The sequence below is a fragment of the Ferruginibacter albus genome (assembly GCF_020042285.1).
GTDB lineage: Bacteria > Bacteroidota > Bacteroidia > Chitinophagales > Chitinophagaceae > Ferruginibacter > Ferruginibacter albus.
On record NZ_CP083388.1, the window covers coordinates 84,857 to 98,790 of the forward strand.

10 protein-coding genes and 1 riboswitch are annotated in these 13,934 nt (G+C 38.4%); of the genes, 8 read left to right on the forward strand and 2 right to left on the reverse strand.

The features are described 5' to 3' along the window. Positions 1–102: 102 nt before the first annotated feature. Positions 103–289, reverse strand: a riboswitch (cobalamin riboswitch). Between the two features lie 51 nt (positions 290–340). Together K9M53_RS00380 and purN are read right to left on the reverse strand one after the other, a co-directional pair. After that, the gene (locus K9M53_RS00380) at positions 341–1,105 is read right to left on the reverse strand and encodes a hypothetical protein (protein ID WP_224016922.1); all 765 of its coding nucleotides are present in this window, start codon (positions 1,103–1,105) and stop codon (positions 341–343) included. Between the two features lie 58 nt (positions 1,106–1,163). Further along, entirely contained in the window at positions 1,164–1,757 is a 594-nt protein-coding gene (purN, locus tag K9M53_RS00385; RefSeq protein ID WP_224016923.1) for a phosphoribosylglycinamide formyltransferase, read from the reverse strand. Positions 1,758–2,128: 371 nt separating this feature from the next. Here purN and K9M53_RS00390 point away from each other — a divergent pair, with 371 nt between their 5' ends. The 8 genes from K9M53_RS00390 to K9M53_RS00425 all read left to right on the forward strand — a co-directional run bounded on the left by K9M53_RS00390 (position 2,129) and on the right by K9M53_RS00425 (position 13,909). Further along, positions 2,129–3,376 carry a c-type cytochrome gene (locus K9M53_RS00390; protein WP_224016925.1) on the forward strand — a complete coding sequence of 416 codons (1,248 nt, stop codon included), beginning with the start codon at positions 2,129–2,131 and terminating at the stop codon, positions 3,374–3,376. A gap of 128 nt (positions 3,377–3,504) precedes the next feature. Continuing rightward, positions 3,505–6,678, forward strand: a complete 3,174-nt coding sequence (locus K9M53_RS00395; protein ID WP_224016927.1) for a TAT-variant-translocated molybdopterin oxidoreductase — start codon at positions 3,505–3,507, stop codon at positions 6,676–6,678. Between the two features lie 134 nt (positions 6,679–6,812). Beyond that, positions 6,813–8,264 (forward strand): NrfD/PsrC family molybdoenzyme membrane anchor subunit, encoded by a 1,452-nt coding sequence (nrfD, locus tag K9M53_RS00400; protein ID WP_224016929.1) that lies wholly within the window; start codon positions 6,813–6,815, stop codon positions 8,262–8,264. Positions 8,265–8,299: 35 nt separating this feature from the next. Continuing rightward, positions 8,300–8,893 (forward strand): DUF3341 domain-containing protein, encoded by a 594-nt coding sequence (locus tag K9M53_RS00405; RefSeq protein WP_224016930.1) that lies wholly within the window; start codon positions 8,300–8,302, stop codon positions 8,891–8,893. 33 nt (positions 8,894–8,926) lie between these two features. Then, entirely contained in the window at positions 8,927–9,583 is a 657-nt protein-coding gene (locus K9M53_RS00410; protein WP_224016932.1) for a c-type cytochrome, read from the forward strand. Between the two features lie 31 nt (positions 9,584–9,614). Next, complete coding sequence (locus K9M53_RS00415) at positions 9,615–10,865, forward strand: quinol:cytochrome C oxidoreductase (RefSeq protein WP_224016934.1); 1,251 nt, start codon at positions 9,615–9,617, stop codon at positions 10,863–10,865. Positions 10,866–11,008: 143 nt separating this feature from the next. Next, on the forward strand, positions 11,009–12,064 hold the full coding sequence (locus K9M53_RS00420) for a cytochrome c oxidase subunit II (protein ID WP_224016935.1): 1,056 nt from the start codon (positions 11,009–11,011) through the stop codon (positions 12,062–12,064). A 36-nt stretch (positions 12,065–12,100) separates the two neighbouring features. Next, positions 12,101–13,909: a cytochrome c oxidase subunit I gene (locus K9M53_RS00425; RefSeq protein WP_224016937.1), complete on the forward strand. Its 1,809-nt coding sequence runs from the start codon at positions 12,101–12,103 to the stop codon at positions 13,907–13,909. Positions 13,910–13,934: the final 25 nt, after the last annotated feature.

A 13,934-nucleotide genomic window follows, 5' to 3' on the forward strand; every position in this document is an offset into this window, starting at 1 on the left:
ACAGCACAGCGGTACAATAAAAGAATAGAAAAGGTGAATAGACAGACGTTTCCCTTACAGGAAAGAATTTCAATACGCAACCAAACTTTATATCGTGAAAGCTGTGTCATTAAGATATAGGCAAGTCTCCTGGCTTGTAACATTTTGTCTCCTTCTCATCTCGCCTTAGGCAAGACAATGGATTTGATTGACAAAACTTTTTTGTTACTTACAGTTGCACGACAGCCCGTGATTTTCACACGGTTCCTTATTAATTCCGGTTAGGGAAACCAATATCTGATTGTAGTATGCAAAGAACGTGGGGCAAATATACAGGATAAAGATTGTTTGAGAGATGAACTTATTGTTCTTCCTTTTTTTTCTGCATCAGCATTTCGCTTTTAAATTGATACGATGCATCGAGAATGTATTGATAGAACTGAACCGTAGAACTGGTGCTGGTAAATAAATAATCAGGACGATAGATCTTCATAAAGGTGTCCAGCTCTGCACTGTCCAAGCGTGTAATCCTTTTTACCAATCGTTTATTAAAACGATAATCAATGTATTTATCCTGCTCCTCTTCTTCCAGTCTTTTTTGTAAAGATTGCAGCTGGCGGTTTCTTCTAAAGCGAAACACATTGATCAACTCATCCAGGTCTAATCCGGCACCACCGGAATAGCTGTCTGTGGTAGTGCTGATGCCAGGTTTTTGATAACCAAATACATCTCTGTTATCAATGCGGTTTTCCAATGAATCCTGTCGGTATGTATTACTATAAACTCTTACTTCTTTTAATATTTTATATTTTTCGTTTACCCGTACCAGTAAGGAAATATCAAATTGTGCCAGGTTTTGTATTTGCTTAACAGAAAATTTTAAAGTAGACTTGTTATTATAAATAAAAGTAAGAGAATCCTCCTCTCTCACCATAATATCATAATGCCCTAATGAATCGGTTTTTGTTGTACTGCCAAAGCTGCTTTTGACAATTACGTTTTTTACGGGAACAACTTTGGAAGAGTCATACACGTTACCACTTACGATGAATTGCGCCATGCTGCTATTGGTGAGCATGAGTAAAAGAAAAAAACCTAAAAACGAAAATCCTTTGTGGTATCTCATTCGTGTAATTCGCTAAAATTCGTGTAATAAAAACTCATTTAAGCAAAGGGTTAATTTTTTAACTGCGATTTTGCAATTCTATCAATTCTCCCAAAACTCTTGGAAAATGTAAATGCTCCAATACATGAATTTTTTTTGCCAGCAAATCAGGAGTATCGGCTTCGTCTATATCACAGGTTGCCTGGTATATAATATTACCGTGGTCATACAATTCATCTACATAATGTATGGTAATGCCGCTTTGTTTTTCTTTAGCAGCAATTACAGCTTCGTGCACAAAATGCCCATACATTCCTTTGCCGCCGTAATTAGGTAATAATGCAGGATGAATATTGATGATCTTATTTGGATAGGCTTGTATCAATGCCAGGGGAATTTTCCATAAAAAACCTGCCAGTACTATAAAGTCGATGTGATGTTCTTTTAATTCCGGTAAATAAGCATCGCCTTTAAAAAAACGTTCTTTATTTATTAATAGTGATGGGATCTTTTCGGTTTTGGCGATATTCAAAACGCCGGCACCTTCTTTATTGCAAACGATCAAAGCAATTTTAATGTGAGATGAGCTTCTGAACCTATCGATTATTTTTTGCGCATTGCTTCCTGCCCCGCTGGCAAAAATGGCAATATGCATAACACTGGATGATGACATGGCACAAAGGTGAATTAAATAATGGTGAAACAGAAATTTGATGAATAGAACGTCGATGTGTTATAATACTGCTGATTTCCGAAGATTTTTATTTTGTCAAATCATAAAAATCGGAGGAATCTATGTTCTATTCATTTACGAAATCGGGAACGTTCCCAACTAAAACCGACATAAAAAAAATATAAAATATGAGTATCGGGACCAGTTGACCAAAATATGACAATCATCTTAACAAAAAACCCAAAATCGGCTGAAACTCAAGCCAGATGCGGATAAATTTTTTTTAAAAATGTTGATATTATATCATCTTACTGGCTTATTTTTGCAACCGAAATAGGATTTTTTTCCACACAAGCATCCGAATTAACTATATGAGTTGTTACCGAAACATCATTACAAGAGCGTTCATAAGTTTATTATTCGTTTTTTCTTTTTCTCTATTTAATATAAGTTTTGCGCAAGACGGTGAAGCCTTGTTTAAGGCGAATTGTGCATCGTGCCATAGGCCTTTAGAAGACTTTACCGGTCCGGCTTTAAAAGGAGCTCGCGATAGAGAACCAAGTAAAGACTGGGTTTATAAATGGGTTTACAATACCAATTCAATGGTAAACAGCGACCCTTATGCGATGGCTTTGAAAGCTAGGTTTCAATCGGTAATGACTCAGCAAAGCGAAGCCAATCTTAGTAAAAAAGATGTTGAAGCAATTTTAGATTGGGCAGATAAATACGAAAAACCTGCACCAACAAAGACTCCTAATGGTGGAACAGGAGAAGACAATTCTTTATTATACGGTATTCTTACTATCATATTAGCGGTAATTGCATTTATCCTATTGCAGGTAAACAGCAGCCTTCGTAAATTATCAGATGAAAAAGAAGGCATTCGCCGTTCAGAACCGGTTCCTTTCTATCGTAACAAAACTTACCTGATGGCGGGTATTTTAGTATTGTTCCTGATAGGTGGTTATTTTGTAATTGATGCTGCGATTGGCTTGGGTCGTCAACAAAATTATCAGCCTGAACAACCTATTTATTATTCTCACCAGGTACATGCAGGTGTTAACCAGATAAGCTGTTTGTATTGTCATACCAATGCACAATACAGCAAAACAGCAGGTATTCCTTCGGTGAATGTTTGTATGAACTGCCACAAAGGAATTAAAGAATATACCGGCGAACCTATTTTAAGAGAAGACGGTTCCCAGGTAGATGCTACAGGAGAAATTCAAAAATTATATGAATATGCCGGATGGAATCCAGTAAAGAAAGTATACGACAAGCCTGGCAAACCAATTCAATGGGTAAAAATTCATAACCTTCCTGATCACGTTTATTTCAATCATAGTCAACACGTAATGGTGGGTAAACAACAATGTCAAACCTGCCACGGACCAATTCAGGATATGCCACAAGTTTACCAGTTTAGTCCTTTAAGTATGGGCTGGTGTATCAATTGCCACAGAACTACCAAAGTGGATTTCTACAATAAAGAAACCGGCGAAGGCAATAAGTTTTACAGCATTTACGAAAAATTCCACAACGATATAAAATCAGGTAAGATCGATAGCGTAACCGTTGAAAAGATCGGTGGAACGGAGTGTCAAAAATGTCACTACTAAGCAATATGCTAATTAGCTAATATTGCTAATGTACTGGTGAAAATGCAGAAACTAACAATTGAAGAATTAGCATATCAGCACATTATCGAATTAGCACATTATTAAAAGAATTATCGAATTAGTATAATATGGAAAAAAAATATTGGCAAAGTTTCGGAGAATTAAATCATACTGAATCCTTTGAGGAGTCGAACAAGAATGAGTTTAAGGAAGATCTATTGCCGTTTGAGGATGTAGATACCGGGATGCTGGATGCAAAAACACCACGTAGAGATTTCCTTAAATATTTAGGTTTCAGCACTGCCGCAGCAATGATTGCAGCAAGCTGCGAAATGCCTGTGCGTAAAGCAGTTCCTTATTTGCATAAGTCCGATGAGGTGGTTCCGGGTGTTGCTAACTATTATGCTTCTACTTATATTAATGAAGGCGATGCAGTTCCCGTTGTTGTAAAACAAAGAGATGGTCGTCCGATCAAGATAGAAGGAAATGAATTATCAACGATCACAGGAGGCGGTACCAGTGCGGCTGTTCAGGCTTCTGTGTTGGATCTATACGATACAACACGTTTACGTTTTCCTTTACAAAAAGATGGCGGTACATTTAAAGAAGTAACTACGTTTGATGCATTCGATAAATTGGTGGGTGATGCAATAGCTGGTATCGGGGCAAAGCCTGTAGTATTATTAACTTCTACTATCAACTCTCCCTCTACTTTAAAATTAATTGAAGAGTTTAAAGCAAAATTTGCCGGAAGCCGTCACGTACAATACGATGCGGTGAGCTACAGCGGTATGTTGTTGGCGAATGAAGCTACTCACGGTAAAAAAGCAATTCCTTCTTACCGTTTTGATAATGCAAAAGTAATTGTGAGCCTGGCGGCTGATTTCTTAGGCACCTGGTTAAGTCCTGTAGAATTCGGTCATCAATATGCACAAACTAAAAAGATAAAAGGCGAAAAGCCTGAATTAAGCCGCCATATTCAGTTTGAAAGCAACATGAGTATGACCGGTAGTAACGCAGATGATCGCTTTGCACACAAACCTTCTGAAAAAGCAGCGGTTGCTTTGGCTTTATTAGCTAAAGTAAGCGGCGGTGCAGAAGTAAGCATCAGCGATGCGAAGTTGAAAAAAGGAATTGATTTAGCTGCTGAACAATTATTAGCTCACAAAGGCGAAGCATTGGTAGTAAGCGGTAGCAACGATGTAAATATTCAGATAGTTGTAAACGCAATTAACGAAGCTATTGGTGCTTATGGCAAAACAATCGATTGGTCGGTAACCTCCAACTATCGTGCAGGCATAGACGCAGATTTTGAAGCGTTGGTTGCAGACATGAATTCCGGCGCTATCGGTGCGTTGTTCATTCAAGGTGTTAATCCTGTTTATAATTATTACGCAAAAGATAAATTCATCAGCGGACTTAAAAATGTTGGTGTAACTGTTTCGTTCAATGCAACGATGGATGAAACAACGGAGCTGGTAAAATACATTGCTCCTTCTCCTCATTGGTTGGAAAGCTGGGGCGATGCTGAACCTAAAACCGGTTATTACAGCATTCTTCAGCCAACAATTTACCCTTTATTTAAAACGCGTCCATTCCAGACTTCTTTATTAAAATGGAGTGGTAACAATACCAGCTACGACAATTATTTCAAAGCATATTGGATCAGCAAATTAGGTAGTGAAGATGCTTACTTTAAAGCATTGCAGGATGGTGTGATTGAACCAGCATTGCTTGCTGCTGCAGTAGCAGCCGTTGCTTCTACAACAATCACTTTCAGCAATGCAAAATTGGCTGAAGCAACTTCTAAATTGAGCGCTGAAAAAGTTAGCGGTGCAGATACTATTGAATTGGTATTGTATCAAAAAATTGCAATGGGAACCGGTAACCAGGCAAATAACCCTTGGTTACAAGAGTTGCCAGACCCAATCACTAAAGTAACCTGGGATAACTATGCTGTTATAAGCCCTGCATTGGCAGAAAAATTATTAGGCATTGATGTTGTAAAAAATCAACGCCAGGGAGATGCTTATGAAGTACATCCAGAAAAGCCAACGATCAAGGTTACACTAAATAATATTTCAAGAGAATTGCCGGTGTTGATCATTCCGGGAGTTCATCCAAGTGTAATCGCAGTGGCTGTTGGTTATGGTCGTCAAAGTGCAGATGATAAAAACACGAGTGACTATATAGGAAGAGCAGCTGCAGGTGCAGGTTTTAACGCTTATCCTTTTGTAACGTATGATGGGATCAGTCGCCGTTACTCCTCTGTAGTAAAAGCAGAAAAAACAGGCAACACTTATATTATTGCTCAAACACAAGTGCATGGCTTTACAGAAGGTCGCCCTGTTATTTACGAAACTACTTTAGAAGAGTTTATCAAAAACCCTGAAGAAGTTTTAAAAGAACCAAATGAAGAAAGAGAAAAATTAATTCCTTACGGACATACAGATTTTGTAAAAGATGCTACCATTTATCCTCAGCACGATAAGCCGGGAATTAAATGGGGTATGAGTATCGATTTAACTACCTGTACAGGATGTAGCGCCTGCGTAGTGGCTTGTACCGCTGAAAATAACGTAGCAGTTGTAGGAAAATCGCAGGTAAAGGCTGCGCACGAAATGCATTGGTTACGTATTGATCGTTACTTTACCGGTGATGTTGAAAATCCGGATGTGGTGTTCCAGCCAATGTTGTGTCAGCATTGCGATAATGCACCTTGCGAAAACGTTTGCCCGGTAGCCGCTACCAACCACAGCAGTGAAGGATTAAACCAAATGGCTTATAACCGTTGTATCGGTACAAGATATTGCGCTAACAACTGCCCGTTCAAAGTTCGTCGCTTTAACTGGTTAGATTTCACCGGCGCTGATAGTTTCCCTGATAACCAAAAACCGTTGATGGGTTCTGCAGAAAATGGATTAGATCCTGCAGTATTTCAGATGAACGAAGACCTAACAAGAATGGTATTGAATCCGGATGTTACCGTTCGTTCAAGAGGTACTATGGAAAAATGTTCTTTCTGCGTACAGCGTTTACAGGATAGTAAATTACAAGCGAAGAAAGCGCAGGATCCAAGCTTGGTTCGTAATGTAAAAGTAGCTTGTGCACAGGCTTGTAGCTCAGGTTGTATCACATTCGGCAATGTGAACGATCCCGAAAGTGAAGTATCGAAATTAAGAGCAGACAAGCATCGTACGTTCTACGTGTTGGAACAACTGCACGTACTCCCTAACGTTAGTTACATGGCGAAGATCAAGAATACGGATAGAAAAGTAACGAACGAAAAGGCAGAAGCTTAATAAAAAGGCGCCGTTGCGTGAGATTATCTCATTCTTTTACTGAAAGAAATAGATAACAGAACAAGTTCACAACGGTGTTGATTAAAGAAATATAGTTGACAACAAAATAAAAAATAGCCGAAGGCTTAAAAGATATGTCATTATTAAAATACGAATCGCAATTAAGGGAACCGTTGGTAGATGGCGAGAAAACCTATCACCAGGTAACGGAAGACATTATACGTCCGATTGAGGCAAAGCCAAGCCGTTTGTGGTATGTTGGTTTTTACATTAGTGTGGCATTGCTGATGTTTGGAGTGTATAGTATTTATCGTGAGGTTACTTATGGTATCGGTCAGTGGAACCTTAATAAAACCATCGGTTGGGGTTGGGATATTACCAACTTCGTTTGGTGGGTTGGTATTGGTCACGCCGGTACGTTGATCTCTGCGATTCTATTATTATTCCGCCAGGGTTGGAGAACAGGTGTGAACAGAGCTGCGGAAGCGATGACAATTTTTGCGGTAATGTGTGCGGGTCAGTTCCCGATCTGGCATATGGGTCGTGTATGGATGGCATTTTTCGTATTACCTTATCCAAACACCCGCGGTCCTTTGTGGGTTAACTTTAACTCACCATTACTTTGGGACGTGTTTGCGATCTCTACTTATTTCACTGTATCATTATTGTTCTGGTATAGTGGTTTGATTCCTGATATGGCAACCATCCGCGACAGGGCTAAAACTAAAACACGTAAATTATTATACGGTATCGCTTCATTTGGTTGGAGCGGAAGTACCAAACACTGGCAACGTCATGAGAGTTTATCATTGGTGTTAGCGGGGTTGAGTACTCCACTTGTATTATCGGTGCATACGATCGTATCTTTTGACTTTGCCACTTCAGTAATTCCTGGTTGGCATACAACTATCTTCCCTCCTTATTTTGTGGCGGGTGCGATCTTTAGTGGATTTGCAATGGTGCAAACATTGATGATCGTATTACGTAAAGTTTTTTATCTGAATGATTATATCACATTGGGTCATATCGAAGCAATGAATAAGGTTATTGTATTAACCGGTTCTATTGTGGGTATTGCCTACTTAACCGAGTTGTTTGTTGCATGGTACGGACAAAATCCTTACGAATGGTGGGCATTCAGCCAAAACCGTGTAAACATCAACAGTCCTTACGGATGGAGCTATTGGTTAATGATGTTCTGTAACGTGGTTTCTCCGCAAGTATTCTGGAGCCGTAAGCTGAGAAGAAATATTCCTTTTACTTTCTTCATGAGTATTATTGTAAACATCGGTATGTGGTACGAACGTTTTGTGATCATCGTTACATCTACGTATCGTGATTATTTACCATCATCGTGGAGCACGTACTATAGTCCTTCTCCTTATGAAATAGGATTTTATCTAGGAACGTTCGGATTGTTCTTTACTTGTTTCTTCTTATTTGCTAAATACTTCCCTGTAATTGCAGTGGCGGAAATTAAGTATGTATTGAAAACAAGCGGTGAGAACTATAAGCGTAAAATGACGGATATTGAAAAAGCGGATGCAGAGAAGTTTTATCATGACGAAGTAGAACATGCTCATTAGAATTAATAATTTATAATTAATAATTAGAAATTAATATGGCTGGTGGAATTAAAAAATTTGTGGTAGGAAGCTTTGATGATGAAAAGGTATTGTTCCCTGCGGTAAAAAATGCCCGCAAGTCAGGATACAAAATACACGATGTGTATACGCCTTTTGCTGTTCACGGTTTAGACCACGCAATGGGCTTACGTGAAACAAGCTTACACACTGCCGGTTTCTTTTACGCTATTACCGGAACAACTACTGCGTTAAGTGGTATCAGCTGGATATTGGCAAAAGACTGGCCGTTAAACATTGGCGGTAAGCCACACTTTTCTTTACCGGCGTGGATTCCTATTACGTTTGAGTTAACGGTATTGTTCTCTGCAGTAGGTATGGTATTGACGTTTTGTTATTTGTGCCAGATAGCGCCATTTGTAAAAAAGCACGTGTTTAGCTCAAGAGCTACCGATGATGCATTTGTTATGGTTATTGAATGCACCGATAAAACAAACGATGTAGAAGTACAAAGCTTTTTACAAAATGCAGGAGCGTCAGATGTAAATGTTCAAACAGTAGAATCAGGCTGGTGGATCGGAACATACGATAAAGAACAAAAACTATACAAAGAATACGAGCCGGGATATTAATTGAAATTGATAATTATTTAAGATAATTTATAAATGAAACGAATTACTTTTTTAACAGCTATTATAATTGGAGTTATTGTTACGGTAACGAGTTGTGATAGTAAGAAGGAGCCTGGCAAAGTATATATGCCTGATATGGCTTATAGCCGTGCGGTAGAAACGTACGCCGGTTTAGACTCTGCTGTTTTTATGGATGATACTGCTGAATTAGGTCATAAAATATTTTATAATCGTTTACCGGTAGATAGCACTATCAGAAGAGGGCATGATGATGATTTTCCTTTCTTAGCACCTCCTCCAACAGCCGATGCAAATGGTAAAATAGATTCTACAGGATACAGAGTAAGCGAAAGCATTAAAAATCCTTTACCTCCTTTGGTAACAAAAGATAGCATTGAAGCAGCCCGCTTGTTTAATATTAATTGTGCGGTTTGTCATGGTGCAAAAGCAGAAGCAAACGGACCGGTGGCTGCAAAAATCGGTGGTGTAAAAAGTATAATGAGCGCTGCCGCAACTTACAGCGATGGGCATATTTATTATATAATGACCTACGGACAGGGAAACATGGGAAGCTATGCTTCGCAATTGGATAGAAAGCAACGTTGGATGATCATACAATTCATTCGTTCGTTGCAACCAAAGCCTGAAGCAAAGCCAGTAGCGGACAGCGCAGCAGTAACTAAAAAATAATTAAAAGCATTCATTCAAAATAGAAGTTTAAATGAGTAATCATTCATTCGAATTACCGGCAGGATATAAAAAGTGGACGATAGGCCTTATAGTTGCCGGTGTTATAGCCTTGTTATACGGGGCAATAGCATACCATCCATTTGGTCATTCCGAAGGGATAACGGACAGCACACGCTTTTGGGCAGTGTTATTACAAAACAGTGTGTTTTGGCTATTAATAGTAAATGCAAGCATGTTCTTTATTTGTATTACTACTTTAGCATGGGGCGGATGGCAGGTTGCTTTTCGTCGTGTGCCGGAAGCGATTTCGAGTGTATTACCTGTATTAGGCATTATTGCTTTTGTGGTATTGATGGCAATTGTTTGGGGAGGGCATCACGATATTTATCATTGGACAGATAATGAAGTGTATAATAAAAGCTCTTCGCTTTACGATAAAATATTGGATGGTAAACACGGCTTTTTAAATCCAAAATTCTTTACCATCTGGTCGGTTATTACAATTGGATTATGGTGGTTTTTAGGACAAAAAATGCGTAGCCTTAGTTTGGAAAGTGACAAAGGCGGCCCAATGGATTATGAAACAGCTAAGAAATGGAACATTACTAATATTACTTACGGATCTGCTTATCTTATATTTTTTGGTTTAACAGTAGGTTCAACCATTCCCTGGTTATGGCTAATGAGCATTGATGCACATTGGTACAGCACCATGTTTAGCTGGTATACTTTTGCGAGCTCATTTGTATCTGGTTTATCATTGATGGCATTGTTTGTTATCTTCTTAAAAAACAGGGGACAACTAGAATATGTTACAGACGAGCATTTACATGATATAGGTAAATTCATGTTTGCATTCTCTATTTTCTGGACATACTTATGGTTCTCTCAATACATGTTGATATGGTATGCGAACATACCGGAAGAAACAGGATACTTTAAAATAAGAGTGCAGGGTCCTTTCCGTGGAATATTCTTCCTGAACCTGATCATCAACTTTATTTGCCCGATCTTGATATTAATGAAGAAAGGCTCTAAACGTAACTGGACATTAATGACGTTCATGGCCGTATTGATCATATTCGGACACTGGATAGATTTCTGGCAAATGGTAATGCCTGGCACATTAAAAGAAAATGCTCATTTATCATTCTTTGAATTTGGTATCGGTGCTTTGTTTGTAGGTATTATAATGTGGAGAGTGGGTGTGTATTTAACAAAGAATCCATTGTTGGCAAAAAATCATCCTTTCTTAAAAGAAAGTATAATACACCATACCTAATAAATTATAATTGATAATTAAGAATTATCAATAGGCTGAATAAAAATTTACGGTTGAAGAGAGTGACACAACGATGTTGAATAAAGTGATAATGCTTGTGTCATAATAAAATAAAAATAGAATTAGTAAAATAACTTTGCATCATGACAGGAATTTTGTTAGTAGCGATTATTGTGATGATATTCGTTATCATCTTTCAAATCTCGAAGGCGAGCGAATACGTTAGTGTTTTAAAAGGAGAAGAAACAGCTCGTAAACAAAACAACAAGATCAATGCTTTTTTGATGATCACATTTTTGATCCTGGGTTTGATCGGTGTTTGGGTATGCAATGATTTTTACTATGGTAAAACATTATTTGTACAAGGGTCTGCTTCTGAACAAGGAAAGAAAATTGATCTGATGCTGTACATTACCATTGGCGTAACCGGGGTGGTATTTGTAATTACGCAGGTATTGCTTTTCTGGTTTGCGTTTAAATACCAGGAAAAAGATAATCGCAAAGCATTTTATTTTCCTCATAACAACAAGCTGGAATTATTATGGACAACCGTTCCTGCTATTTTCTTAACGGTACTGGTAGTATTTGGTTTAAAGTATTGGTTTAAGATGACGGGTCCGGCACCTGATAATGCAGTTGAAGTGGAAGTTACAGGGCACCAGTTTGGATGGGAATTTCGTTATCCCGGACCTGATGGAATATTAGGTCATAAAGATTATAAATTAACACAAGGAGCAAATAGCTTAGGTATTGATTTTAGTGATAAAGCAAGCTTAGATGATATTCACGTTGGCGGAACAATGCACATACCTGTTGGCAAACCAATTAAATTAGTTATCAATTCACAGGATGTAATTCATGATGTCGGGTTGTCACATTTCAGAATGAAAATGGATGCGGTTCCCGGTATTCCAACTACGCTTTGGTTTACTCCTTTGTATACTACAGAACAAATGAAGAAAAGGACCGGCAATCCTAATTTTGCTTACGAGATCAGTTGCGATCAGATGTGTGGTAAGGGCCACTTCTCTATGAGGGGTGTAATTATTGTAGAATCAGAAGAAGAGTATAAAAAATGGTTGGCTCAGCAAACCCCGGAATACTACACGGTATATCCGGAAAAGAAACCACCAGTGCCTGCAGCACCTGCAGACAGTACAGAAAAAGGTAAAACAGCGATGCTGTCTGCAACTAAATAAAATATTATTAGAGAATAGAAAATATTCAAAAAGACTATGAGTAACGCGGCTACATTACATGCAACAGATGCACATCACGGACACGATGATGCGCATCACGAACATCACCATCACGAAACGTTTATTACCAAATACGTTTTCAGCCAGGATCATAAAATGATCTCTAAACAATTCTTAATAACCGGTATTATCTGGGCTATTATTGGTGGATTGTTTTCGGTGTTGTTTCGTTTGCAATTAGGTTATCCTGAATCTACTTTCCCTTGGTTGGAAGATATTTTGGGACATTGGGCAAAAGGAGGAAAGATTTCTCCTGAGTTCTATTATGCGTTGGTTACCATGCACGGAACCATATTGGTATTCTTTGTATTAACAGCCGGCTTAAGCGGAACCTTTGCTAACTTTTTAATTCCTTTACAGGTGGGTGCAAGAGATATGGCTTCACCCATGTTGAATATGTTGAGCTATTGGTTTTTCTTTTTGGCATCTATCATCATGTTCTCTTCTTTATTTGTAGAAACAGGTCCTGCAGCAGGCGGTTGGACGATCTATCCTCCGTTGAGTGCATTAGGAGAAGCATCAATAGGATCTAAAATTGGTATGGACTTGTGGCTGGTAAGTATGGCAATGTTTATTGTAAGTTCTTTATTAGGTGGTTTGAATTATATCTCTACCATTCTTAACCTTCGTACAAAAGGAATGAGCATGACGAGAATGCCATTAACTATTTGGGCTTTGTTCTTTACGGCTGTATTAGGAGTGTTATCTTTTCCTGTATTATTATCAGGTGCAATTTTATTATTGTTTGATAGAAATCTAGGTACGAGTTTTTATTTAAGTGATATAGTAGTTAATGGTAAAATATTGCCGAATGAAGGCGGTAGCCCTATTTTATTCCAGCACTTATTCTGGTTCCTGGGTCACCCTGAAGTATATATCATCTTATTGCCTGCAATGGGAATGTCATCAGAAATATTAGCAACACATAGCCGTAAACCTATCTTTGGTTATATGGCGATGGTAGGTTCTTTATTTGCTATTGCGATATTGGCTTTCTTGGTATGGGCACATCATATGTTCGTAACAGGGTTGAATCCATTCTTAGGAGCATTCTTTGTATTATTAACACTATTAATTGCGGTTCCATCTGCCATTAAAGTATTTAACTGGTTAACTACCTTATGGCGAGGGAATATTCGGTTTACGCCGCCAATGATGTTTGCCATTGGTTTTGTGAGCTTATTTATCAGTGGTGGTTTAACCGGTATCTTCCTGGGTAACTCCGCTTTAGATATTCATTTGCACGATACATACTTTGTTATTGCACATTTCCATATTGTAATGGGTGTGGCATCCTTCTTTGGAATGTTTGCAGGCGTATATCATTGGTTCCCTAAAATGTATGGCCGTTATTTAAATAATACCATGGGATATATCCATTTCTGGGTAACGATCATCGGTGCTTATTTGATCTTCTGGCCAATGCATTACGAAGGATTAGCAGGTATGCCTCGCCGTTATTACGATTATTCAGGATGGGAATCATTTAAAATGTTTGCAGGATTGAACCAGTTCATCAGCTTTGTTGCGATGATCGTGTTTGCTACGCAATTGTTGTTTGTATTTAATTTCTTCTATAGCATTTTTAAAGGAAGAAAAGTTACTACTCCTAATCCATGGGGTTCAAATACATTGGAGTGGACAACACCTATTCGTCCGGGTCACGGAAACTGGCCGGGTGAAATACCTGAAGTATTCCGTGGGGCTTATGATTATGCGAAAGACGGAAAAGAATTTATTCCGCAAAATGTACCTATTGGTGCAGATGAGAGCGAAAGCCATTAATCCCTAAATTCCCTGAAAGGGGACT